23 protein-coding genes are annotated in these 25,424 nt (G+C 50.3%); 7 read left to right on the forward strand and 16 right to left on the reverse strand.

The features are described 5' to 3' along the window. Positions 1-10: 10 nt before the first annotated feature. Positions 11-835, reverse strand: a complete 825-nt coding sequence (locus tag DEF47_RS12825; protein WP_287045171.1) for a hypothetical protein — start codon at positions 833-835, stop codon at positions 11-13. 311 nt (positions 836-1,146) lie between these two features. Between DEF47_RS12825 and DEF47_RS12830 the strand changes: the two genes are divergently transcribed. Continuing rightward, positions 1,147-1,641: a hypothetical protein gene (locus DEF47_RS12830; RefSeq protein WP_012188039.1), complete on the forward strand. Its 495-nt coding sequence runs from the start codon at positions 1,147-1,149 to the stop codon at positions 1,639-1,641. Between the two features lie 124 nt (positions 1,642-1,765). On the opposite strand, the gene truB is transcribed toward DEF47_RS12830, so the two are convergent. The 9 genes from truB to DEF47_RS12875 form a co-directional block, all read right to left on the reverse strand. Beyond that, positions 1,766-2,641 carry a tRNA pseudouridine(55) synthase TruB gene (truB, locus tag DEF47_RS12835; RefSeq protein ID WP_012188038.1) on the reverse strand — a complete coding sequence of 292 codons (876 nt, stop codon included), beginning with the start codon at positions 2,639-2,641 and terminating at the stop codon, positions 1,766-1,768. Positions 2,642-2,689: 48 nt separating this feature from the next. After that, positions 2,690-3,682 carry a DHH family phosphoesterase gene (locus DEF47_RS12840; RefSeq protein WP_012188037.1) on the reverse strand — a complete coding sequence of 331 codons (993 nt, stop codon included), beginning with the start codon at positions 3,680-3,682 and terminating at the stop codon, positions 2,690-2,692. 10 nt (positions 3,683-3,692) lie between these two features. Then, on the reverse strand, positions 3,693-4,073 hold the full coding sequence (gene rbfA / locus DEF47_RS12845) for a 30S ribosome-binding factor RbfA (RefSeq protein WP_012188036.1): 381 nt from the start codon (positions 4,071-4,073) through the stop codon (positions 3,693-3,695). A gap of 98 nt (positions 4,074-4,171) precedes the next feature. Beyond that, positions 4,172-6,418: a translation initiation factor IF-2 gene (infB, locus tag DEF47_RS12850; protein ID WP_041303892.1), complete on the reverse strand. Its 2,247-nt coding sequence runs from the start codon at positions 6,416-6,418 to the stop codon at positions 4,172-4,174. An 81-nt stretch (positions 6,419-6,499) separates the two neighbouring features. Further along, complete coding sequence (gene rnpM, locus DEF47_RS12855; RefSeq protein WP_012188033.1) at positions 6,500-6,823, reverse strand: RNase P modulator RnpM; 324 nt, start codon at positions 6,821-6,823, stop codon at positions 6,500-6,502. A gap of 3 nt (positions 6,824-6,826) precedes the next feature. Beyond that, positions 6,827-8,161 carry a transcription termination factor NusA gene (nusA, locus tag DEF47_RS12860; RefSeq protein ID WP_012188032.1) on the reverse strand — a complete coding sequence of 445 codons (1,335 nt, stop codon included), beginning with the start codon at positions 8,159-8,161 and terminating at the stop codon, positions 6,827-6,829. A gap of 175 nt (positions 8,162-8,336) precedes the next feature. Beyond that, on the reverse strand, positions 8,337-8,567 hold the full coding sequence (locus tag DEF47_RS12865) for a hypothetical protein (RefSeq protein ID WP_012188031.1): 231 nt from the start codon (positions 8,565-8,567) through the stop codon (positions 8,337-8,339). 82 nt (positions 8,568-8,649) lie between these two features. Then, positions 8,650-9,240 (reverse strand): GNAT family N-acetyltransferase, encoded by a 591-nt coding sequence (locus tag DEF47_RS12870; protein ID WP_012188030.1) that lies wholly within the window; start codon positions 9,238-9,240, stop codon positions 8,650-8,652. 81 nt (positions 9,241-9,321) lie between these two features. Then, complete coding sequence (locus DEF47_RS12875) at positions 9,322-10,620, reverse strand: hemolysin family protein (protein WP_012188029.1); 1,299 nt, start codon at positions 10,618-10,620, stop codon at positions 9,322-9,324. Between the two features lie 398 nt (positions 10,621-11,018). Between DEF47_RS12875 and DEF47_RS12880 the strand changes: the two genes are divergently transcribed. From DEF47_RS12880 to DEF47_RS12890, 3 genes are all read left to right on the forward strand, one after another. Further along, positions 11,019-12,095 carry an EfeM/EfeO family lipoprotein gene (locus tag DEF47_RS12880; protein WP_012188028.1) on the forward strand — a complete coding sequence of 359 codons (1,077 nt, stop codon included), beginning with the start codon at positions 11,019-11,021 and terminating at the stop codon, positions 12,093-12,095. Positions 12,096-12,365: 270 nt separating this feature from the next. Next, on the forward strand, positions 12,366-14,696 hold the full coding sequence (locus tag DEF47_RS12885) for an FTR1 family iron permease (RefSeq protein ID WP_041303882.1): 2,331 nt from the start codon (positions 12,366-12,368) through the stop codon (positions 14,694-14,696). Positions 14,697-14,996: 300 nt separating this feature from the next. Then, positions 14,997-15,443 carry a DoxX family protein gene (locus DEF47_RS12890; RefSeq protein WP_012188026.1) on the forward strand — a complete coding sequence of 149 codons (447 nt, stop codon included), beginning with the start codon at positions 14,997-14,999 and terminating at the stop codon, positions 15,441-15,443. Positions 15,444-15,505: 62 nt separating this feature from the next. Here the strand turns inward: DEF47_RS12890 and DEF47_RS12895 are convergent, their stop codons facing one another. From DEF47_RS12895 to DEF47_RS12915, 5 genes are all read right to left on the reverse strand, one after another. Next, positions 15,506-16,930, reverse strand: a complete 1,425-nt coding sequence (locus DEF47_RS12895; RefSeq protein ID WP_012188025.1) for a DUF5685 family protein — start codon at positions 16,928-16,930, stop codon at positions 15,506-15,508. Positions 16,931-17,066: 136 nt separating this feature from the next. Continuing rightward, positions 17,067-17,966, reverse strand: a complete 900-nt coding sequence (gene lgt / locus DEF47_RS12900) for a prolipoprotein diacylglyceryl transferase (RefSeq protein ID WP_012188024.1) — start codon at positions 17,964-17,966, stop codon at positions 17,067-17,069. Between the two features lie 42 nt (positions 17,967-18,008). After that, positions 18,009-18,878 carry a hypothetical protein gene (locus DEF47_RS12905; protein WP_012188023.1) on the reverse strand — a complete coding sequence of 290 codons (870 nt, stop codon included), beginning with the start codon at positions 18,876-18,878 and terminating at the stop codon, positions 18,009-18,011. A 101-nt stretch (positions 18,879-18,979) separates the two neighbouring features. Continuing rightward, a complete protein-coding gene (locus DEF47_RS12910; protein WP_012188022.1) occupies positions 18,980-19,987 on the reverse strand; it encodes a hypothetical protein in 1,008 nt (335 codons plus the stop codon). A 114-nt stretch (positions 19,988-20,101) separates the two neighbouring features. Continuing rightward, complete coding sequence (locus tag DEF47_RS12915) at positions 20,102-21,103, reverse strand: hypothetical protein (RefSeq protein ID WP_012188021.1); 1,002 nt, start codon at positions 21,101-21,103, stop codon at positions 20,102-20,104. 326 nt (positions 21,104-21,429) lie between these two features. Here DEF47_RS12915 and DEF47_RS12920 point away from each other — a divergent pair, with 326 nt between their 5' ends. From DEF47_RS12920 to DEF47_RS12930, 3 genes are read left to right on the forward strand one after another with little or no spacing between them, the layout of a single operon-like run. Further along, positions 21,430-22,407, forward strand: a complete 978-nt coding sequence (locus DEF47_RS12920; protein WP_012188020.1) for a phosphotransferase family protein — start codon at positions 21,430-21,432, stop codon at positions 22,405-22,407. Positions 22,408-22,412: 5 nt separating this feature from the next. Beyond that, positions 22,413-23,768 carry an MATE family efflux transporter gene (locus tag DEF47_RS12925; protein ID WP_012188019.1) on the forward strand — a complete coding sequence of 452 codons (1,356 nt, stop codon included), beginning with the start codon at positions 22,413-22,415 and terminating at the stop codon, positions 23,766-23,768. Positions 23,769-23,779: 11 nt separating this feature from the next. Then, positions 23,780-24,802 (forward strand): LacI family DNA-binding transcriptional regulator, encoded by a 1,023-nt coding sequence (locus DEF47_RS12930; RefSeq protein WP_012188018.1) that lies wholly within the window; start codon positions 23,780-23,782, stop codon positions 24,800-24,802. Between the two features lie 5 nt (positions 24,803-24,807). Here the strand turns inward: DEF47_RS12930 and DEF47_RS12935 are convergent, their stop codons facing one another. After that, positions 24,808-25,374, reverse strand: coding sequence for a hypothetical protein (locus tag DEF47_RS12935; RefSeq protein WP_012188017.1), 567 nt, complete (start codon positions 25,372-25,374; stop codon positions 24,808-24,810). Between the last annotated feature and the right edge of the window lie 50 nt (positions 25,375-25,424).

Raw genomic sequence — 25,424 nt, forward strand, 5'->3', positions numbered from 1 at the left:
AATTGCTCCTTTATGGGTTAACTAAAAGTTTTAATGCTATATTTTTATACCAAATACAGCCAATAAATATTCCTAACATTATGAAAAGACTTAATGTAAATCCCCATCCTAAACCAATTCCAGCCTCCGCGCCAAAGCCTCCTAACCCATTACTATTCATCTTAAATTGAATATTAGTTAATGCATAGATCAATCCAAAAAATCCGATCATTATTCCGCTAAATATTTGAAGATTTTTTATAGAATAGGGCATTTGATTTAATATAATTGCCTTAGCGATTTTTGAGCCAGTTGTAATAGCAAAAATTGCATATGCAGGCAATAGCAGGATGATAATAATTACAACGAAGGCGATAATCCCTCCATTGGATAATCCCGCCTCAAATAAAGTTGCAAGTAATAACAGCAAAAGATGGATAGCACTGCCTCCAATCTCAACCCCACCACCTAAAATACCCCCTAAATCGCCGCTCAGGCCTCCTTTAACAAAGAGACCAAAGATTAACCCAACCAGAATGACTGCTCCTAAGCCAATCAGGCCATAAGCAAACATTTGCAGCTGTGCCAATAATTGCTGGCGATTTGGCTGAAGCATACTCCTAGCCGAGTTTGGCGAAAGCTGGATTGATGTTGGGGCAATTGGCTTGGTTGTTGGAGTTGCCATGCTTGTATTAACGGATGGGATAACCGTAGGGCGAGCGATTGGCTGATATGATTGAGGCGCTTGTGCAGCAGCCAAATTTTGCCCACACTTTTGGCAACATGTTGCGCTAGACTTATTACGAAATTGACATTGAGGGCACGGCTTTACGGGAGCAGTTCCAACAACCGGCATAAAAGCCTCCAAATCTAGGATGAATATGCTTCACTAGATTTAGATACACACAACACTTTTTTTTTCACTATTTGAAGATCATTCAAGGGTTGGGGGCGAAGATTTGGATTTTAAGCCAAAGACACAGAGGTACGAGGGGTCAGGTTCTAGTGAATCAGAGGTCAGATTTAAATTTCAGCTTGATAATCCTCATATCCTGCGTAAATCTAGCCATGATCGGCTATTGTGTATTGCACCCGAAAAAACTACCATCAATCTATAGCATATTAGCTGTTATTGATACAGCTGAGGCTATGGTTTAGGAGGATGGTATGGATTGGATCAAACGCTTAGGTTCTATGCTTTTGATAGGGCTGATCGGACTGTTCGTCGTCGGTATTGTGGTTGATCCTGGTAATGCTAATTCAGCAACATCAACCAAGCTTGTGCAAGCCAGCGGTGGGCCAACTGCAACTCCGCCGCCAGAATCAGTTTTACAATCACCAGCCGATAATGCCGTTTTGGCACAACCTATTGCCCCAAATTCATGGACGTTTAATTGGCAAGGCCCACGTTGTGGTCACAAAATCTACCTCAATGGCCCAGGCGATCGCAACTATATTTTCAATGGCACTATGGGTTCTGGCCCACCACCATCGTCATTTACCTATAGCTATACCCAAACCCAAGCACTCCCCGCCGATGCCTTAGAAGCTTGGAATTGGCATGTTGAGTATGATTGTGGTTCGTTTCAAGGCCAAAGTGTCACCCGCACATTCAAAGTCGTGCCTGCCAATTTCGTTTATTTACCATACGCGACGCATTAGAAGTTCAAGGGTTCGTTATTAACAAAGCAGAGCATAAGGCTCTAGGCTGAAGGCTCTGGGCAAGCGGAAGTTTGTTTGGGATAGACCATAAATCCCTAGCGCCAAAAGCCCATAGCCTCAGCTTTTATTCCTCGGCGGCAAAGACCTTGATTGGCTGATAGCCAGCTTCACGCAATACGGCAATCGCTACCAATTGGCCTGCTTGATCGAGCAACCCAACCCGTTCGGCTTGGCTATCAACCTGCACAACTCGACCCATGCGCACATCCGCCACAATCGCATCAGCCAAATTAATTAATGGCCAGTTGGCAATTGCTGCCTGCGGTGGCAATAAAGCTGCGGCAAAAACCTCAGGTTGTTGATCAAGCTCGGCCAAGCCAATGCTGTTGCTCAGATCAAAGGCTCCAGCGCGGGTACGGCGTAAGGCAGTTAAATGCGCACCACAACCGAGCAATGCCCCAATATCACGGGCAATCGCTCGAATATAGGTGCCTTTGCTGCAATCAACGGCAATCGTTAATTGCTGGGCATCCCATGCCAAGAGATCAAGTTGCTCAATGGTGATTGGGCGGGCGGGCAACTCGATATGCTTGCCTTCGCGGGCATATTCATACATGCGCTTACCATCGACGCGAATTGCTGCATATTGCGGCGGAACTTGGTTGATCGCGCCGCGAAATTGGCTGAGCACGCTTTCAATCAAGGCTGGATCAAGTGGCGGAATCGGTGCTTCGGCGATCACTGCGCCCTCAACATCATCGCTATCAGTGGTAATGCCCAGTCGAAGGGTTGCAGTATAGGCTTTTCGCTCTTCCTCAAGCAGATATTCGAGCAAGCGCGTGGCGTTGCCCAAAGCAATCGGCAGCACGCCCGTTGCCATGGGATCAAGCGTGCCGCCATGACCAACGCGTTTTTGACGCGCATTACGTTTGACCACCCGCACCACATCGGTCGAGGTTATGCCTTGAGGTTTATCAATGTTTAAAAATCCATGCAGCATAGCTAACAATGCCCCGTTGATTAACGAGCCAACAACCTTTCTATTGATTTAGGCTAAGGCAGCCCGTAATTCACCTAACACCAAATCGCGAGCCTCGGCCAAGCCCATTTGCAAGGTTGCGCCAGCTGCCTCGCGATGGCCACCACCACCCAAGGCATGGGCCACGCTGCCAACATCGATGCCAGGTTTGGAGCGCAAGCTGATTTTGACCGTGCCATCACGCCGCTCTTTAAATAATACATAGGCTTTGGCGGTGGCCACACGGCTAAGATAAGCGGTAATTTCATCGCCTGCCTCATCGTCAGCCCCGGTACCTTGTTGCATGGCTTGGGTAAATTCAGTCCAGATGATATCGCCTTCGTCGTGCATGCGCTCCATCGCTAAGCCCAACGCTTTGGCATGGGCAAATGGCTTGCCATACATCATCGAACGCATCACATCATTCAAGCGCCCACCAACTGCCAACAAATCGGCAGCCACCCGCAACGTGCGCGGGCTAGTATGCGCTGTCTGGAAACTTTGGGTATCAGTCACCAAGCCCATCAACAGCGCGGTGGCAGTTTCAGCATCAATCGCTTGATTCCAAGCATGGGCCAGCAACCCCAAAATTTCGCAGGTTGCCGCTGCTTCGGTCATGACTAAATTTAAAAAACCTTCGCCGCTGTTCGTAGCATGATGATCGATCACCAATAACGGGCGCTGGGCCAAATAAGCGCGTTCAGCACTGAAAATCGGTTCAATTCGCGAGATGCTGCCAGTATCGACTAACACCACTAAATCAACATCGTCGGGCAAGCTTGCGCCCTGGCTATAGACCCCAACTTCGGGAGCATCGGGCAACACCACCGCCAAACTTGGCAGATCGGTTGGCAAAACCATGGTTACCCGACAGCCCATCGCCCGTAGGATACGGGTGATCCCGATGCTCGAACCAACTGCATCGCCATCAGGATTGATATGCGAGGTAACCAAAATGTGGCGTGCGGCGGTCATGGCTTCACGCAAGGCTGGAGCCGCTTGTTGAATAGTGGTATACAGCATCGTGGTATCCTTATTCGTCGTCTAGTTTGGGTGGATTAACCCGCCGTTCCTCATCGACTTGGTTAAACAGCGTGTCCATATATTGACGGGTATCAATCGTCACGTCAAGATGGAAATGTAGCTCAGGCACGGCTCGCAGTTTCATTTGTTGACCAAGCTCACGCCGTAAAAAGCCCTTGGCTCGATCAAGCGTTGCTAGCGAATCTTTACGGGCTGTATCATCGCCCATCACGCTCACATTAATATTGGCATGATACAAATCTGGGCTAACATTGACGCTGGTGAGGGTTACAAACCCCAAGCGCGGATCTTGAATTTCAAATTGAATCGCGTTGCTCAAAATCGTTTTGATTTCTTCAGCAACTTGTTCAACTCGTTTGTTTTTTGCCATAACAGTCACTCCCACGGTAGTGATAATGCAGAATGGAGACAAATATATCTGCTGTCGCCAACAGATCTATTTGTCTCCACGCTAGAATTTAATTCAGCTTACGAGGTACGAATAATCTTTTCCTTGCGATAGAATTCCATGGTATCGCCAGTTTCGATGTCGTTGAAGCCATCGATCTGAATCCCACATTCATAGCCTGAAAGCACTTCGCGCACATCGTCTTTGAAACGGCGCAGCGAGCCAATTCGGCCATCGTGCAGCACGACCCCTGAGCGCAAGACCCGTACCAATGAGTTACGGGTAACTTTACCGTCGATCATCATCAAGCCAGCCACAACTTCGCGTGATGGCAAGCGGAAGGTATTGCGCACTTCAGCAAAGCCATCGGTTACTTCTTTGATCTCAGGATCGAGCATCCCGATCATGGCCTTGTTGAGGTCTTCGATCAATTGGTAAATGATGTTGTAGAAGCGAATATCAATCCCGTTGGCTTCAGCGCTGCGGCGTGCAGCAGCATCGGGCCGAGCATTAAAGCCAATGATAATCGCGTGCGAAGCCACGGCCAAGCTCACGTCCGATTCGCTGATTGTGCCAGTACCACGGTGCAAAATCTTGATTTGGATCTCGCTTTGTTTCTCGTTCAACTGAGCCAATGAGTGTTCGATTGCCCCAATTGAGCCTTGCACGTCAGCCTTGAGAATAATATTGAGATCTTTGATTTTGCCTGCTTGAATTTGTTTGTACACTTCATCAAGCGTGGTAGCTTTGCCAAGCTGATTGGCCATATGCTCCATTTGGCGTTGGCGTTGGCGTACCGTTGCGACCTCGCGGGCAATCCGTGGATCATCGAGCACTTGCAAAATATCGCCAGCCTGTGGCACTTCTGAAAGCCCAATGATCGAGACTGGTGTGGCTGGCTCAGCGATGCGAATCCGGCGGCCAATGTCGGTAAACATTGCGCGAATCTTGCCGTGGGTTGCCCCGACCACCACAATATCATCTTGGCGCAGCGTGCCGTTTTGAATCAGCACGGTTGCGACTGGGCCACGGCCTTTATCAAGCTCAGCTTCAACGATTGTACCGATTGCTGGTTTGTCTGGGTTGGCCTTCAATTCTTGCAAATCGGCGACCAACAAGACCATATCCAACAGGCCATCGATATTTTTCTTGTGCTTGGCCGAAATTTCGACATCGGGCACATCGCCGCCCCACGATTCGGTAGTTACACCTTCGCCAGCAAGTTGTTGGCGCACGCGGTCGGGATTGGCTCCAGGCACATCGATTTTGTTGATTGCCACGATCATTGGCACACCAGCCGCTTTGACGTGGGCAATTGCCTCAGCCGTTTGCGGCATCACACCGTCGTCGGCAGCTACCACCAAAATAACAATATCGGTAACCGTGGCTCCCCGTGCCCGCATTGCGGTAAACGCTTCGTGACCAGGCGTATCCAAGAACGAAATTTTGCGGCCATGGATTTCAACCTGATACGCGCCAATGTGCTGGGTAATCCCGCCAGCTTCGCCTTCCGCCACGCGGGTTGAGCGCACAGCATCGAGCAATTTGGTCTTACCGTGGTCAACGTGACCCATGATCGTGACGACTGGTGGGCGGGTTTTGAGATTTTCAGCTGTTTCAGCCCGCAACGCATCGCCAATATCATCAACCAAGCCAGCCATCCGTTCTGGCACATGCTCAGAGGTTTCGATATCAAACTCGGCGGCAATCACGGCGGCAGTTTCATAATCAAGCTGCTGATTAATATTCGCCAAAATGCCTTGCTTGAGCATTTCTTTGATAATATCGGCTGCGCCAACACTGAGTGCTTCGGATAACTCACGCACCGTCATGACCGGCCCAAGCTCAACTGGGCCACGTGGGCGGGCGGGAGCAACTGGGCGAGCCATAATTGGCGTACCACGGCCACGACCGCCTTGCTGATTGTTGTTTTGGCCACGGCCACCGCTGCCCCGGGGTGGAACGCCACCGCTACCACGAGGTGGAACGCCACCGCCGCCACCGCCGCCACCACGATTGCCACCTGGGCCGCCGCCACCACGGCTTTGGTTATTATTGCGGTTGCCACCACCGCCACCGCCGCCGCCACCAGAGCGGTTACGATCGTCTTCGCCGCTACGGGCAGGACGAGCACCACCAGGCGATTGAGGCCGATTGCGGTTACCACCGCTACCGCCACCACCGCCACGGTTGCCACCGCCACCACCGCCGCCGCCACGGTTACCACCGCTGCCGCCGCTACTAGCGGAGAAGCCTTCACGGCCAGATTTGCGATTGTTTGCGCGATCACTTACGCCATCGCGAGTATTTTTTTGAGAAACTGGCATCTATGGTCCTCCTAATACCCAACACCAAGGGGGTGTTGAGGTTTGGGAAGCCGAAGCCAGAGGCGAAGGCAGTGATGCGGCTTAGTTCATCGCAGCCTCCACCGCTGGTTCAGCATCGGGAAATTGATCAGCAATCGTTTGGAGTGCCTGCTGATCAATCGCGCTCAATTCAACGCGCAAGGCTCGTTCTAAAGCCCCGCGTTTCAGCGCATTCGTCCAACATGGGCGTTCAGCACAGAGATATGCACCACGGCCCGCTTGCTTGCCGCTTGGATCGACCACAACACTTTGGTCGGCCAAGCGCACAAGACGTACCAACTGACGTTTACTCTCGGTACGCCGACAAGCAACACACATGCGCTGTGGCACATGGCGTGGGCGCGGCGACTGCTTTTGAGCAGCCATAGGCTATGCCTCGGTATCCGTCTCGTCGCTGTCACCAGCCTCATCATCGATGATATAGCTAGCAATCAGCTTGTCATTGAAATAAATATTGAGTTTTTGGGCGGCGGCTCGCAACGCTACTTCTTCGCCAATTAGTTCAACTGGCAAGGGGCCATATTGTCGCCCTTGATAGGTGACCAAGGAATCGACCCGCACCTTGCGGGTTTCAACTTTGGCGGTTGAGAGCGCTGCTTCTTGCAGCATTTGTTCCGACGCGGCAGCCTCACGCGCTTCAGCAGCAGCCCGTTCTTCCTCTAAGAGTGAAGATGCGCTCTTGATGTCGATGCGCCAGCCAACCAGTTTGGCTGCCAAACGAACGTTTTGGCCCTCCTTGCCAATTGCCAACGACAATTGTTTATCTGGCACGACCACCGTGGCCGTTTTTTCGCCTTCATCAAGATGAACTTCGACGACTTGGGCTGGGCTGAGGGCGTTGGCAATAAATACCCGCATATCAGCACCCCATTGCACCACGTCGATTTTCTCGCCGTTCAGTTCATTCACAATATTTTGAATCCGAATCCCGCGCATCCCCACGCACGAGCCAACCGGATCGATGCCTTCTTGACGGGCATGGACGGCGACTTTCGAGCGTAAACCTGGTTCACGGGCGATCGATTTAATTTCAACCGTGCCGTTGTAGATTTCGGGCACTTCCATTTCAAATAAGCGTTTGATCAAATCTTTGTGGGTGCGCGAGGCGACCAAGCGCGGGCCACGCGGATCATCACGGCGAGCTTCCATCAAATAGACTTTGAGGCGTTGGCCATGGCGATAGTTGTCGTGGCTAATTTGCTCTTTTTGGGGCAAAATCGCTTCGGCTCGCCCAACTTCTAAAATTACGTTGCCTTTGGCGGTGCGCTGCACGGTGGCAGTGACAATTTCGCCTTCGCGATCAAAGTATTCGCCATAGATATGGTCGCGTTCAACTTCTTTGATCCGTTGCAATACCACCTGTTTGGCGGTTTGGGCGGCAATCCGCCCAAAATCGTCGGGCGTGCTTTCCACATAAACCGTTTCGCCAATTTCAACATCGGCGCGAACGTTACGGGCATCTTCAATATCGATTTCGAAGCGATCATCCATCACTTCATCGACGACTTGCTTTTCAGCGTAAACCCGAATCCGCCCAGTATTTGGCTCTAATTCAATCTTAACGTCAACTGGTGGTGGATTACTGCCCAAATAGCGCCGATAGGCAGAAATTAAGGCTTGTTCGACAACATCCTGCACCGACTCGCGGGGAATGCCACGTTCAGCGGCAATCTGTGAAATAGCTGCGTAAAAATCACTTTTCATATCTAGCCTCGCTTAGGGGGTGCAGTGGGTCAGGCATCAGCATAATACCTGCTTTGATCGAGCCACCCTGCGTTGGTTAACATTGCTGACAAGAAGAAACGTGGGGGACACCCACGTTTCGGTCTGTGTACTTCATTCTGGTTACAGTATATCACTACCACCAAGCCCGTGCAACCTAGGGAGTTGGAGCCGGATAGGCTTGTGGCACTGGGTATTGGGCTGGCTCCAAGGTTGGTTCGACGACCACATTGCCCTCGGCTGGGGTTGGGTAGGTTGCTGGAGTTGCCGCTGGAGCAGCACTGGTTGGTTGGCTGACCACCGGAGCGGTGGTTGGAGCCGAACCTGTGGTTGAACAACCAGCCAAGATTGCCAAAACTAAGAGACTAGCCAAAATTTGTTTGCGCATCTGTAAGAACCTCCATGGGTTTCAATCGCAGGTTATGCTACCGTAGCGGAGATAAAAAGTCAAAGCTTTGGTTTAACTGAGCTTAATCTTTTAAACCATGCTGTAAGCGCCAATCAGCCCCTAGCAAGCCAAACACTGCGGTATCGGTAAAGCGTTGCTCAACTAAATCGAAGTAGTTTTCGCGCAGCAGCCCTTCTTGGTGAAAGCCAAGTTTTTCGAGCACCCGCCGCGAACCATGATTAAGTGGATGAATCTGCGCCTCGATGCTATGCAATTTGAGGGTTGTAAAGCCAAATTGCAGCATGGCTTGCAACGCCTCGACCATAATACCTTTGCCCCACCACGCTGCGGCCAATTCGTAGCCAATTTCGGCTCGGGCATGCTCGTTCATAAAACGCCAAAAACCACCCGAGCCAAGCCATTCACCAGTTTCACGCAGGGTTATCGCCCAGCGCACGCCAATTTTTTGCTCAAATGATTGGCTGATGTTGTGCAAACGCCGTTCAGCTTGCTCTGGTGATTCCATTGGCAATTGGCCAAAATAGCGCAACACCTGCGGATCAGCCATAATCGCAAAAACTGCGTCCCGATCAGCCTGCACTGGCTGGCGTAATACTAAACGCTCGGTTTCTAATATGGGAAATTGGGCTAAAGCACTGGCTAAATCAAGCATAACACCTCAAATCTAGGCCGATTAACAACAATGACGAAACTCCAAGGAGCTTCGTCATTGCTCGATTGTCGATTCAGCAGTTTAGGCGCGTTTTTTGATCAACACCTTATCAATCCGCCGACCATCCATATCGATCACTTCGACATCGTATTCATCCCAAGTTACATGATCGCCAACGTTGGGCAACCGATGCAGTTCGTTCAACACATAGCCAGCAATCGTCACAAAGTCGTTATCATCATTAATTGGAATACTCAAGCGGGTTGCAATCACTTCGTATGATTCCGAGCCGTCGATCAGCCATGAGCCATCATCACGTTTGACCATGGTTTGTTCTTCGTTGGAGTCATATTCATCGCGAATATCGCCAACCAATTCTTCAAGCACATCTTCGAGGGTTAAAATTCCAGCAATTTGGCCATATTCATCGACAACCAAGGCCATGTGTGAGCCAGTGCGCCGAAACAGGGTCAACATCTTGGAAACTGGTTCGTGCTCCAATACATACGTTGGCGGGCGCACCAATTCACGCAATTGGCGTTGATCGTTGCCCAACATTGAAGGCAACACATCTTTAATATAGATCGTCCCAATTGCTCGATCTAGCGAATCACCTTCGTAAACTGGCATGCGTGAATAGCCATGTTCAACCGCAATCCGCGTAATTTCGTCCAAGGGAGTGTTAGCACTGACCGCTACAACATCAGGCCGTGGGGTCATCAACATGCGGGCTGTACGATCCGAAAAATCAAATACCCGTGAGATCAAGGCCTCTTCGTGCAAGGCGACCGTGCCGCCAGCCCGACCTTCGCGAGTCATATACAAAATATCATCTTCGGTTACGCTAGAATCGGGTTTTTTGTTTTGGCCAATTAACGTCAGAATCACTGTCGATGAGGTGGTCAAGACCCAGACAATTGGCCGGGTTAGCCACGAAAGCCAAGCCAGCAGCGGCGCTAAATTACGGGCAATCGCATCGGCATGCAGCAATGCTAAGCGTTTGGGCACAAGCTCACCAATAATCAACGAAAGATAGGTGATGAGCAATACAACCACCGTAAATGCAATTGAATCGGCATAGGGAGCGAGCGCAGGAACCGTTTTTAGGTATTCGGCAAAGGGCTTGCTAATGTTAGCACCCCCAAAAGCTGCTGCAAACGTACCAATTAATGTGATGCCAACTTGAACCGTGGCTAATAAACGATCAGGTTGGTCGGCGAGTTGCAGGGCTTTCTTTGCCCGAAGATCGCCATCGGCGGCTTGTTGTTCTAAGCGAGAACGCCGCGCCGAAACCATGGCTAGCTCCGATGCAGCAAAAACCCCGTTGGCAACCAGCAATACCAAGACAATTCCTAGCTCGCTGGCTATGTCACTTAGCATTCAATTGTTCCTTTCTCAAACTAGAATAGCTACAGCGTATGGATAATAGTTTATTCGGTTTGCAATGTAGTGCCTGCCCTCACCCCAACCCCTCTCCCACTGCGGCGGGCGAGGGGCGTTTCACTTAGTGGTTCCCCCTCGCTCGCTCGGCGGGCTAGGGGGCTAGGGGGTGAGGGCATCTATACTATTGTTAACAGCGCTGTATTATCACAAATTGTACCATTGTCTAGCCGATAGCTTGAAGCGTATTTAACCCCATTTAATCAGCTAAATCTAAGAATCATTCTCGTTTGACAGAAGTATTAGCGCGACGTATACTCTGCCAATCGCAATAAAAACTGTTTTTTCAGTATTAACCGATTTAACTACAAGCTTTGGCATTTGGAGGTTTCTGGCTCATGTATCGTTGGCTTTGTGCATTAACCCTTGTGGCAGTTCTCGCTGGCTGTGGCGCTGAAACTGCTCCTACCACTCAACCGACCCAAGCACCTGCTGCTGGCGAACTTGGGGCAATCAAGACCTATCTTTTGGGCAAAACTGGCGATTTGATCAATAGCAGCACCGCTTTGGAGACCGCAAGTCAGCGTTATTATGATTTGGCGAAAGCTGCCAATTTTGATTATGCGACCCTCTGGAGTAGCAAACAAGCCGAGGTTGGCACTGCATTAAACGATGCCAAAGCCGCTTGGTTGAAATCCAGCCCTACCTACGAGCAAATGGAAGGGATCGTTGCAGGCGTAAGCAGTTTGGCCGATTTCGATGTGACGCTTGATGCTGGTGCTTCGGCAGAAGAAGGCGGCGATAGCGTGGTCAATTATGATTTGACGTTAGCTGATGGCCGCACGATTGCCAAACCTGGTAATTTGTTTGGCGTAACCGAAAGCACGCTCTGGGGCACTTACGATGCCTTCCGCGTTACCGATGTTGAAGCTGATATCAATGGCAACGGCACGGTAGAATTTGGCGAATCGTTGCCCGAAGCCAATGTGCTGTTGGCCGCTGCCCAAAAGCTCAAAGCCACTGCAACCGAGCTTGATACCGCTGCCAAGGCTTGGGAACCAACCGACACCGATGCATTTAGCGCCTTGGTCGTGATGGTGCCAACCATGAACGAATATTTCGATTCATGGAAGAACTCACGCTTTGTGGCTGGCGATAGCAGCACCCAACGCGATTTTGTGGCTATCTCACGATTGGCCGATATTGGCGATATTTTGGGCAGTTTGCAGGTGGTGTACGATAGCCTCAGCCCTAAAGTTGCCGCGCTCGATGCCGACCAAGATCGCCAAATCAAAACCAATTTGCAAGCATTACGCGATTTTGTGGCCGATGTCTATAAAAAAGAACAAGCTGGCCAACACTTTACGGCTGAAGAATCCGATTTGCTTGGTGCTGAAGCCCAAAATCGTGCTGATGCAATTACAGGTCAAGTCAGCCAAATTGCTGCTCGTTTGAATATTAAAATCAGCGAATAAGCTGCTTATTCTCAGTATAAAATAGGTTCGCGAACGGATTAACAAATCCTCGTACAATAGATATGCTGGCTACACCACAGGTATATCTATGCTATCAATGAGCAAGAAGTTGCGACAGAGCAAGGTTGATGGAGCTGGGTGTGCGTCCCTCCATCAAGCAACTTAAGGAGCAAAGGGCGTGAACTGTTGGCATGCAGGTCACGTCCTTTGTCGGTTTACTATGCTGTTGCCCAACGTGAGCAGCAGCAAATCACATTTTTAGGAGCTTGTATGTGGTTGCGTCGTTTTTTGCTGGCGTTGGTCGTCTCTTTATTGCCATGGTCGGCCATGGCAGCCGAACCATCACCAGCCCAAGCCAGCGAATCGGTGCGTTCGCTGCTGGTGCAAGCCCAATTAATTCTCACCAATGATCCTGCTCAAGCCCAAAGCCTGCTTAACCAAGCCCAAGCCTTGTACGATCAGGCCTTGGCTAAAGATTTGACCAATTTAGCGCCCCAACAAGCAGCGGAAATCGCCACACGTTGGACCGATTTAGCCCAAGCCTTGGAAAAACAAGATGTGGCCGGATTTGCCCAACAACGGGCTTTGCTCTGGACGCATTTGCTCAAGGCCAGTTATGGAATTGTTGGTCAAGCGATCGATACTGGCAAACCTGAGCAAGCACTGCAATGGCTGCCCGTTCGCGAATTTCGCAATGCCACCCGTTTTTCGCGCCCCAACGGCGATGCTGCTCGGGCAATCGAGCAATGGAAACAAGCAGCCTACAGCGCCGCCGATGCGCGAACTGCCCTTGATGCCGATTTGTTGGATACCTATCAGGCCAAGCTTAACGAGAGTTTGCGCACTCTACGCAGCGCTGCCCAAAAAGGCAATTTAATTCAACAAGCTGAGGCTGGTGCGGCGATTCAAGGCTATTTTGCTATTTTAGAGCCAGCCTATCGTAGCCAGCACCCTGAGAAGGTCGATGCAGCTTTGGTTAATGCTGAAAACTTACGTCAAGCAGCACTCAGCAACAACCAGCTTGAAGCGGCAATCGGCAGCTTTGAAGGCTCGCTGAGCGGTTTTCGGGCGGCTCCCCTTAGCCCATCGGAGCAAGTACGCCGCGCTGGCCAGATGCGCCGTTTCTTAAGCTTAGTGCCAGTAGAATATGAACGAGGCGTGCGCAACGGCCAAGTTACGCTGGATCTCGAAATTCAAGAAGCAACGACCTTTCGCAATGGCGCAGCCGCTGCCTTTAGCGACCTCGAAAGCCTTTTGATCGCAATTGATTCGACCAAAACTCAACAAGTCGCCAGCGATCTACGCGAGCTGGAAACGATGCTGACCGCTGCAGCTCAACGGACGAGTGTGGCCGAGCCAGATGCGGTTCAAGCCAAAGTCGATCATATCACCACAACCTTGGCCGAAATTATGCCCGCCGAGTGGCAGAAATCCAGCCTCGAAGGCGATTTCGATGTAATCGCTTCAATGCTTGATCAGATGGAAAATGCGGTGGCTGGCGACCAATATGATCTCGCCGAATCGGCCCGTTTGGAAGCCTACGCTGTGTTGGAATCTGGCCCAGAAGCGCGTTTGATTGTGTTTGCTCCTGAATATAAAGCGCCAATTGAAAACCTGTTTTGGTATGGCAAAGATGAATTTACTGGCCTAGCTGAGTTGATTCGCCAAAAAGCTTCGCTCAGCGATATTCGCGCTAGCCGCCAAGCCTTGGATAAACAATTGGATTTAGCCCAAGATGCGCTTGGCGGCTCTAGCACGCCCGAAGCGGTAGCAACTAGCGCCGCCGTGATTGTGTTTCGCGAAGGCTTAGAGGCGGTGTTAATTTTGGCTTCGTTGTTGGCAAGCCTCAAAATTGGCGAACAACGTGGCTATCGCAAACCAATTTGGATCGGTGCAACCCTCGCCATGTTAGCAACGGTATTGACGTGGGTGCTGGCGCGGGGCTTGATCACCGAACTGATTCGGCGTGGCGATCAAGAAAAGATCGAAGCGATTGTTTCATTAATTGCCATCGCCGTGCTGTTGTTAATCACCAACTGGTTTTTCCACAAAGTCTACTGGACTGGCTGGATGGCCAATTTTCATGCCCAAAAGCGCCGAATTATTGGTGGCAAGGCTGGGCTTTGGCTCGGTTTGATCACCTTGGGCTTTACCAGCATCTACCGTGAAGGCGTTGAAACTGTGCTCTTTTTGCAAGCGCTCGTGCTTGAAGCCAGCACCCAAGTGGTGTTAGCCGGCGTGGCTATGGGGCTTGGTGGCACAGCCTTGGTTGGTGTGCTGGTCTTTGGACTGCAAGCCAAATTGCCCCATAAGAAGATGCTGATCGTGACTGGGGTGATGATTGGCGCGGTCTTGTTGATTATGGTTGGCAACACCATGCACATTATGCAGTTGGTTGGCTGGATGCCGCTGCACCCAATTCGTAGCCTCGAAATCCCCTACTGGGCCAATATGTGGCTGGGTTTCTATGCGACGTGGGAAGGCATTGCGGCCCAAGTTGCAGCTGGCGCATTTGTGATTGGCTCTTATGTGATTGCCGAGCACTTGCAGCATCGCAAAACTGAGGTTGCCGTCAAACGCCAAAGTGCAACCGCCAAATAAATAATGAAATGCCCTCACCCCAACCCCTCTCGCAAGAGTAGGTTTTAACGCCCCCTCACCCCAACCCCTCTCCCGCTGCGGCAGGCGAGGGGCTTTGATTTAAAGCCGTGCGAATTTTAGCTGCTCAAACTAGCATTTAACCTGCAAAAAATTAACCATTTTGCCCAATCTTCATCGCTACTTCATCGTTTATTAATCTTTTATTGACCTTTGGGACGTGAGCAAGGACGTTGTTTCGGACTATCTAGCTTTATAGTGAGCGCAGTCTAATCAACCACTGCTTGAAAGGAGCAAACGGTCATGGCAAGCATCAATAAATTACTCGATAAGCCAGGTTTTGGCATCGCCATTTTGCGGATTGTCGTTGGTTTTATTTTCTTTATGCACGGTTTGGATAAATTCAATGGCGGGATTGAGGGAACCGCTGGCTTCTTGACTAGCCTTGGAATTCCAGCGCCAACCTTTATGGCAATTTTGTTGATTGCAACGGAATTGATCGGCGGGATTATGTTGATGCTCGGCTTGTTTACTCGTTATGTTGCAGTGGCTGAAGCAATCGCTATGGTTGTGGCTTTGGTTACCGTGCACTTGGATGCTGGCTTCTCATCACGCGAAGGTGGCTACGAATATGTGTTGGCGTTGATCGCTGCTAGCGTGGCTTTGGTGCTGCTTGGCTCAGGCTCATTGGCGCTTGACAACTTGCTCAGCCCACGCTTGACTGGCCGCCAAATCACTGCCCGCGCCTAAAAACTACAGATAAACAATGCAACCCCGCCAAGCGACTAGGCTGCTTGGCGGGGTTGCTTATGTTAACAATCACAGCTACAGCAATCGCCACATTCGCAGCAACTGCCACATTCACCACAGCCCCCACATTCGCAGCAACTACAACCATCGCCTTCGCAGGCATCGGTGGCATCGCAACAGCAGCAGGTGCATTGGCAACAATCGCAGCAATCATCGTCACAACACACGATACGTGAACGATGCGAGTGGTGGTGACGACGGCTACGACTCTGACAACAGCATAAGGCTGCGCCCATCGCTACATCGCGCTTACGATCTTGATAATGGCCTGGCGGCGGAACCGGGTGTGAACTAGCTGGCGGCAACGAGCCAGGCGGCAACATCGAGGGATCATTTGGATTGGATTGTGGTGGATAGCCTTGATATGGTTGTTGCGGATATTGGCCTTGATAGGGCGGCTGTTGTGGATATTGACCTTGATATTCAGGGTTTTCGTGGGGCTTGAGGGCGCGGGTTGGCCCAGTATAAGCGCGGTTGGGGTCGCGCCGTGAAGGATCGTCATCGTAATCGCTGGCCATGGCTGGTAATAAAGCCGCCGCAACTGGCAAGACCGTGGCACAAGCCAAACTATGGCGTTTGCATGCGCCAAAGGCTTTCGAGCCAATTGCTGGCAACATATTCAGCAACAACACTTCAACCAAATGTGCTTGCAGCAAGCTCAAACGTTGCCATTGTTGGCGCAAATTGGCAAAAGCATCGTTGAAGATTTTATGGGCAACCGTGCGCAATTCGGCTTGGGGCGTGGCACACAAGGCATTGAAATGGCCACGGGCTTGATCTTCAGCCACATCGTTGTAGCTATCGAGCAGCAACATCATGCGGCCATACATACGGCCCATTTGCTCAAGTGGCTCGGCATTGCTCGGTTGGTTGGCCAAAATCGCCGTATGCCGAAACGCCGCACCCACCGCAGCTTCAGTCGGAGCCGAATAGGTGCAAAAATCGGCATTGACCAAGGCCTCGACTTCAGCCTGAGCGACGGCTTGTTGGCGCAATAAAGCTGGCTCGAAGCCCAACTCACGGGCGGTTTGCTCAGCTTTTTTATCCCAACGTTTAGCAACCGTGTTAGCAACCAAGGGCACTTTACCAGCCCAACCATCGCGATCGGCCACATTATCGCGCAGCCGAATTGCGGCCATCAGCAAACTTACGGCGGCAGCATAGCGTGAACCATGATTATCAGCAGCGACCACATCGAGCGCCCGAAAACCACGTAACGCGCAAACACTCGTGCGGCGGGAGCCTTGCTCAGCGCGTTGAGCTTCGTACAACGCCGAAAGCAAAGCAGCATCGTAATTGGTGGTAATGCGAGCAACTTGGCCATGCTGGTCGCGCAAGGTTAGGCACATACCACAAATGTGGCTCCACCACGCGGCATGGGTCGGTTGATCGAGGTGCGGCGAGCACCCACGCAGAACTCCAAACATAGCAGACCCTTTCTCAAAAAGAACATCGCAGGAAACGGCCAATGGGGATTAAAAATCTTGCAAAACATACGTGGGTTAGAGCTGGATTGTTGCGAAAAAAGAGCTTGAGGTCAATTCCCCAAGCTCCTGATCGTGATTAAGCGGCGGCTTTGGCGGTTTCAGGCTCTGGTTGCCATGGTTCATCCCATTGTTGGTAGCTGCTGGCTGGTGGATTGCGCTGCAACACTCGGCGCAACACAAACAAGGCGCTACAACCAACAATCAACACAATGCTGGTCAAACGGGCGGTCGAGAGGCTATCGTTACAAATCGCGCCACCAACGCCGCCAGTACAGAGCTTATCAACCCGCAGATCTTCGATCCAAAAGCGGCCAATCGAATAGAGCACACCATAAATCAGCAATGAATCGCCGTTGCGTAAGCGCCCACGAAAGCGGCGTTCGATAAAGACAATCGAAAACAACACGCCTAAATTCCAAAGCGATTCGTATAAAAAGGTGGGATGAAAACGGGTTGAGGCATCATATTGTTCAGTGCCACGAATCCGATATTGAGCTGGAATATCCAAATTCCAGGGCAAACCGTTGCTAACTGGGCCGCCGTAGGCTTCGTTATTGAAAAAGTTGCCCCAGCGCCCAATCGCTTGACCAACACTCAAACATGGAGCCAAGACATCCATCCAGGTCAAAGCATTGGTTTTGGTGCGCCAGGCGGCGATGATCACCGTCAATACTGCGCCAACGATCGCTCCGTGAATGGCCAAGCCGCCCTTTGTAGTGTTGATCATATCGATAAATGGGCCATCACGATATTGCGGCCACGATGAAGCCACATACCAAATTCGCCCGCCGGCAACGCCCAAAATCAAGCCAACGATCAACCAATCCCAAACGATATTGGGATTATAGCCACGGGCGCGGGCACGATGAGCGCCGAGCCAGCCCCCCAGCATAGCGCCACTCAAAATTGCAATCGCATACATACGAATTACAATCGGGCCTAACTCAAGCAAATTCGGACCAAACGGCGGATGCATAGACTCTCCTTTGCACAATTGCTTGGGCCATTGTAGCACGGCCTAATCCAGCGTTTGCCGCCATTCAGCCTCAAGCAAACCAAACGAGCGATTGTAGATTGCTGCGTAATTGGCTGCGCCAGGTTGACGTTCGCCACCCGAAATATACAATTGATCGAAGGCTTCACGGCCATAGTTATTAATCAAATAATCGACAAAACTCGCCCATTGATAATAGAGCACGTTCATACCATCGATGCCAACGCCAGCATAGTGGGTTGCCAAGGGTAAGGCTTGCCCGTTGGCCTGATAATCGCGGGCAAAGCTCGTAAAATCGCTGGCACTGCCCAGCCAATAACGGCCAGCGCCCCAAGTTGCAAAACCCTCAGAAAGCACCAAGTCGGTGCTCAAATGGGCAGCGCCATAGCGATCCTGCTCTAATTGATGGACAAATTCATGAGCAGCAATATTCACCACACGGCTGCGTGCCACCCCAGCACAACTATAGATATAAATCACTCGCACATCGGAGTAGGTTACGCCATGGAAGCCACATTGGGCATCTTGGCTGATCACCACCGTAACCCGTTCGGCCAAACGGATATTGGTACGTTCTTGAACATAATCGAGGGCAATTTGCAATTCGCTGGCTAACTCGTTACTTTGGTCTTGATACAGCTCAGCTTCGAGTACCAAATCGATTTGGTTGGAGCTGCCAGCGGCGTTGCTTTGCTCAATCGCTTGTAACGTTGTGGGCGGCAAGGGGGTAAGTTGGCTTTGCGGCACACTCGCCGCAGCATCATTAAAATAGGCACTCAACGGAGCATACTGATTTTTGGGTTGATTAAGCTGATTCACAATCAACAATAACAAGCCCAACAGCACCGCAATTGGCCCAAGTGTTGCCCAATCCAATGGTTTTTGTCGCCGCATTGCCAACCCCAATCACACATCAGCAGCGGCTATTGTACCACTCACAATTGATCGCTAAGCTCAATCACCGTAATCCCCTTGGCATCGGCCACCGCAAAACGTTAGTTAGCTTGATCAAAGGCAAACGGTGGGGGAATCAACTCTGGCTTCATTAATAAACTACTGGTTTGCGTGCCTGTATTAAGCTGTGGCCAGCGCTGAATAATCTTACCAGTCGTACAATCGAATAATTTTGGGTGCTTGTAAAAACCAATTAAATAGCGCTCGCTTAATGGCATCATGGTGCCAACAATTTCCTCAGCTTTGACAACCGAACGATAGCGACGATTAATCAGATCGTAGCTACCAATGCTATAAGGGCCACTATGGAACAGCGGATCTTCGTGATACTTAGGAGATTCTTCATCATCTTCCGGATATTCGCTGTTAACAAGGATTAAGGTTTGATCATCAAGAAACGCTGCGGCACTAATCTCAGCAACTATTGGATAGGCAAATTCAAAGTGATTCGAATCAAGCATACGGGGATCGGCTAATACATCGGCTACTTCATACAGCACGAAGGTATCATACGGATGCCAAATCCAACCAGCATTCAACAACCACCGACCACCAGGGCTTTGGATTAAGCGCGAGTGAAATATATCCATCGGATTACGATCATCCGTTTCGGCAAACCATAACCTTAAGCGCTCAATGAGGGTTTTATTCAACGAGGCTGCTGAACGCCCGGTGCGGGCCTCTTCAATTTCAAGTTTGAGATAACGTTCAGGGCAATGGATCAACAATTCACGCCCTTGAGCATCGTGAAGAAACCCAACGGGATATTCATAAATAGTAGCATGGTATTTATCACGCGTTAACGTTCGTAGTGGCTTATGCCGATCAATCAGCATTCCCGCTGTGCCAAGGCGCTGGTAAATAACTGCTAAATCACCAGATGTCGATTGCACCGCCGCGTCAAATGTTTGACCATAGCCACGATGAAATCGGTCAGCAGTTCCATTAAGTTGATAGATTGTTCCAGTCACCCAATCAATCAGTTTCTGTTTGTCCCAACAAAGCGAACGCACACCAACCGCTGAAATTCGATATTCTCGATAGTGCATTACTAACCCTCAATAATCTCGTTGCCCACTATAGTATAAGAAGAATCTCCTTGTATTAACCATCGATTGATGGAGAATGTAGTTAACTGAGGGCGAGAACTGCTGTTATTAGCCCTATAAACTCAATTCAATCACCGTAATGCCCTTGGCATCGGCCACCGCAAAACGTTGGTTAGCTTGATCAAAGGCGATTGGCGGGATGGATTGATCAAGCCTGCCGATCATGCTATGGGTTTGACGGCCTGTGGCTAAATCGGGCCAGCGCTGCACAACCTTGCCCGTGGTACAATCGAACAATTTTGGATGATCGTAAAAACCAACCACATAGCGTTCGCTCAGCGCCATAGCTGTGCCCACAATCTCCTCGGCCTCGACGGTGGCGCGAAATTGGCGATTGAGCAGATCGTAGTAGCCGATGCTATGTGCGCCGCGTCGTTGTACCAGCGTATCAACCAAATCGGCACTCAGGTTAGCAAATTCATCGGTGATAATCAGCAGGGTTTGTTCATCTAAAAAGCTGACCGAGCTAATATCGACTTGAATTGACGGACAAAAACCTTCAGTATCGAGGATTTGCGGTTGTGCCCAGATCTCATCAACGTTGTAAATTGCCACGGTATGGGTCGGTTGCCACTGCCAACCAGCGCTCACCAACCATTTGCCTTTGGGGCTAACACTTAATCGCGAATGAAAAATCTCGACTGGCTTGCGTTCGGCTTCATTCAGTCGTCGATTTGTGACAACATCTTCAAGCTCAAGTTGATTGTATTTTTCGGGGCAATGCACCAATACTTCATTCAAATCGGCATGTTGAAGAATCGCGATGGGATACTCATAGCTGTCGGCGTAGTAGTAGCTGCGGTTAATTTCGCGCACAATTTGGCCATTGTTAAGCACTAAACCCTTGGTTCCTAAGCGCTGATAAATTACCACGACCTCACCTGAAGCCGATTGCACCGCCGCATCAAAGCCAAACGGATAGACCGTTGATGAACGTTTAATCGGGCCATCCAACTGATAGCGCGTGCCACCAGCTACCCAATCGACCAAGCTCTGGTCATGCCAACATAACGAGCGCACATTCGGCGCAGCAATCCGATATTCACGAAAATTCATATCAACCTCAACTATTTTGGGCAATTTAGGCTAAAGCAGCAGCCATGCCACGTTAATAAAATCATTGCAATAAGTCTATTGCATCGCATTAACTGCTATGGTATACTTCTGTAACGTTTCAGAAACACTGCCGTTGCTTGAGCGTTTCTCCTCAGAAAGGTCGTCGGGCAAAGTACGGCAAACACTGCGCCAACGACCTGGATGCGCTTACCTCGCGTGTTCGAAGCATACTCTCCTTGAACTTCCAACCCAGTCGCTTTGGTTCTCCCGATCGGGGCGGCTGGGTTGGAGGTTTTCAGCGTTAGCAGCGTTGTGAAAGGCAGCCAATGTATAGCACCACCAAAAATGCCAAAACCCGCGAGCAAATTGCTACCATGGTAGCCCATGCCTTCGAAGGCATGCAGCTTGCCCCCCACGAACAAGCAATTCAAGAACTCAAAGATGGTTGGTTTAATGCTGCCTACGCCATCAGTTTAGCCGATGGCCGCGAAGTTGTGCTCAAAATTGCGCCACTACCTGATGCCGATGTGCTGAGCTACGAGCGCAATATTATGCAGACCGAAGTCGCGACCATGCGCTTGGTCCAGCAAAATCCAGCGATTCCTGTGCCAACAATTTATTTTTTTGACGAAAGCTTGAGCATGTGCGATTCGCCTTACTTTTTTATGCAAAAAATTGCTGGCGATAATCTCGAACATGTGCGGGCAGCGCTTGAGCCAGCAGTCCAAGCCAAGGTTGATCAGCACATCGGGGCGATTATCCACGAAATCAATCAATTTAGCGGCAGCTATTTTGGCTACGAAGGCAACCCCAAACTACGCGGCGATAGCTGGAAAGCCACATTTATCACGTTAATCGATGCCTTGTTGGCTGATGGTCAGCGTAAAAACGTTGAACTTGAATATAGCTATGCTGAAATTCGCGCGGCGGTGTTGAAGCATGCCGCTGCGCTTGATGAAGTTACCACGCCTTATCTGGTACATTGGGATGCTTGGAACGCCAACTTTTTTGTGGAGCATGACAAGATTGTTGGGATCATCGATTTTGAGCGGGCGCTATGGGGCGATCCCTTGATGGAAGCCCAATTTCGGCCATTCTCGGGCGAAAGCCTGAGCAATTTTATGCAGGGCTATGGCAAAATAGCTTTTACGCCTGCGGAAGAACAGCGCAATCAACTGTATTCGTTATATTTGGCGCTGGTGATGGCGATCGAATGCTACTATCGCAATTACGATACCGATTTTGTACGCACAATTGCCCGTCAACTGCTCGGCGCAACCATGGATTGGCTCAAGGCTGATTAGATTGTATGGCAACAGCTAGCATTGAAAAATTAGGAACCGCTCCCATCGGCAAGTTGCTATTAGCGATGTCGTCGCAAACCACCATCTCGCTGTTGGTCTATACAATTTATAGCATCACCAATACCTATGTACTTTCGATTGGAATTAATGGTTTAGCGGCGGCGGGTGCTGCAATTATCGCGCCGGTGCTCTTGGCCTTGGGAGCAGTTTCAACTACGGTTGGTGCTGGCGGAGCTTCAGTTGTTTCACGCGCCTTGGGAGCACATCAGCCCGATCGAGCAGCGCGAGTTGTTGCCAATACCTTCATTATTTTTTGGGCGGCGGCACTCATTATCAGCGTGATTGGCACGTTGGCAATTGAGCCAATTGTCTATTTGTTGGGCGCGACCGAAAGCATTGCGCCCTACGCCATCGACTATGGTCGCATCATCTTTTTGGGCGCAATTACTAGCACAGGCTACTCGGCAATTATCCGCGCCGACGGCAATACCGGCTTTTCAACCGCGATCTGGATCATTCCGGTTAGCCTGACGATTGGATTTTGGTGGTTGTTGGTGATTGTTTTTCCGCTGGGTATGACAGGTGCAGCCATTGCGACGGTGCTTGGGCAGGCTGCTTCAGCTGGCATGAGCATCTATTTTTTCTTTTTTCGCAAACAACGCTCATATAACATACGACTGAGCTACTTTAAGCCCGATTGGGCGATTATGCGCGAAATTTTGCTGATTGGCTCGCCCTCGCTGATTAAAAATCTCAGCGCTAGCATTATGGCAATTGTGACCAATAATCTGTTGCGAACGCTTGGCGGCACTAGTGCTTTGAGCGTTTTTGCGATTGTTGGCAGCTTGTACAGCGGCTTGATGACACCGCAAACTGGAATTATTCAAGGCATGCAGCCAATTGTCGGCTATAATCTTGGGCAGCGCAATCTTCAGCGCGTATGGCAAACAATTAAGCTTTCGCTGCGAGCAGCGGTTGGCTATGGCCTACTGATTAGCAGCATATGCTTGATCATTCCTAGTGGCTTGATTTCGCTGCTCTCGCATGACCAAGCCTTGATTGCCGAAGGCCAAACTGCCTTGCGTTTGTTAGCACTGGCCTATCCATTAACCGGAATTTCGCTGGTCAGCGCGGCGGCCTTACAAGCGGCAGGCTGGGCCAAACAAGCCCTATTGCTGCTAGTTGGCAGCATTATTGGCATTAAACTGCCCATTTTATTGCTTGGCTCACAGCTATTTGGCCTAAATGGCATTTGGGCCGCCGAAGCTATTTCAGAATTATTGCTCTGTGGCGCAGCTTTTTGGTTGCTGAACAAACTGCGCCAACAAACCTATCAGCCACTTGGTCCAGAAGGGAATTAGTAGGTCGCGTTATGGCATCATTGACGATTGAACAAATTGCAGAATTGGCGCATGTCTCGATTGCAACGGTTTCGCGGGTGCTGAACAATCAGCCGCATGTACGGGCCGAAGTGCGCGAACGAGTGCTCGCCGTGATGCAGGAGCATCATTACACCCCGCATGCAGCAGCGCGAACCTTGGCAGGCCAACGCCCCAAAGTAATTGCGGTCTTTATTTCGCGCACTACTGCCACAATCTTTCGTAACCCGACCTTTTCGCACCTGCTTCAGGGCATGACCGAGGCTTGTAATGCCAAGGGCTATGTATTAATGGTCTCGTTGGATAGCGCCAATCGGGCCGATGATCCAGCGACTAAATTACTGAATGGTCGCAGCGTCGATGGCCGAATCGTGATTCCCAATACAATCAATGATCCATTGTTACCGCAACTGATCGCCGACCGCGTGCCGATGGTGCTGGTGGGCAAACATCCCTTGCTGCATCATATTGTCAGCGTCGATATTGACCATTTTGCGGGTAGCTACCAAGCAGTGCATCATCTGCTGAAACTTGGCCATCAATCGGTTGGCATGATCGTTGGCTCGTTGCATGCACTGGCCACCCACGATCAGATTGAGGGCTATCAACAGGCCTATCGCGAGGCAGGTTTGCCAATTCACCCAGCATTGATTGCCACTGGAAATGAGACTGAACAAGGCGGCCAAGCGGCAATTGAGCAATTACTAGCCTTGCAACCACGGCCAAGCGCCCTGTTTGTCAGCAGCGCCGTGATGGCCACAGGCGTATTACAAACCTTGCATACCCAAGGGCTGCGCGTGCCTGATGATATAACCGTGGTCTGTTTTGATGATGTGCCAACTGCCGCCAGCCTCAACCCCAGCATGACCTCGTTGCACCAACCAATGTACGATCTTGGTGCAACCGCCGCCAATGTGTTGATCGAGCTGATCGAAGGCAAAACTCCTAGCAGCGAAAATACCATTTTGCCAATTAGCATGATCGTGCGCCACGAAAACGAGGTTTGGGGTGGCTAAACATTTCAAGGAGTGGGAAGCGTGATTGGATTCTGTTCAATGATCGTGCCATCTATTCCCACAACTTCTAGTCGAATTGGCGGATTATGTTTGGGCATGACCAAGCCAGTAATCGTATTCCCAGTAACAACCAAGCTGTTACCATCGCTCAATATAATTCGCAGTTGCTTAATCGTTTCTGGATGTTGAATATAGCCATAGCCAATGTAATTTGGTTGTCCACCATCATTGCTCAGATAAAAACCATACGGCTTCTGAGGCCCAAGAATATCAAGGGACTGGCTACGGATTGAGAATTCGCCTAAAGTTTCAACTCCAGTCAACAAACCAATTGCTTTGCCTCTTGCTGAATCGAGCTGATACACAAACAGCATTCCCTCGTTAAGCCCTGCCACTGGATACATTTGAAGATTCTGAATCTGCTCATTCTGAAATGGCTTAAGAATGATTGCCTCAATCTTCCGTGAATCAATACTATTGATTGGCGAAGGAGTAAGCGGCTGGGTTGTTTGTTGTTGGCGACAACCGATGAGGATCACCAACAGCAGCATAGCTACGATCAAACGTTGCATAACCTACTTTCTTTGATCATCCCTCGGGCTTTGATTGATGTGTTCACCAC

It is taken from the genome of Herpetosiphon sp. (genome assembly GCF_003512625.1).
GTDB classification, from domain to species: domain Bacteria; phylum Chloroflexota; class Chloroflexia; order Chloroflexales; family Herpetosiphonaceae; genus Herpetosiphon; species Herpetosiphon aurantiacus.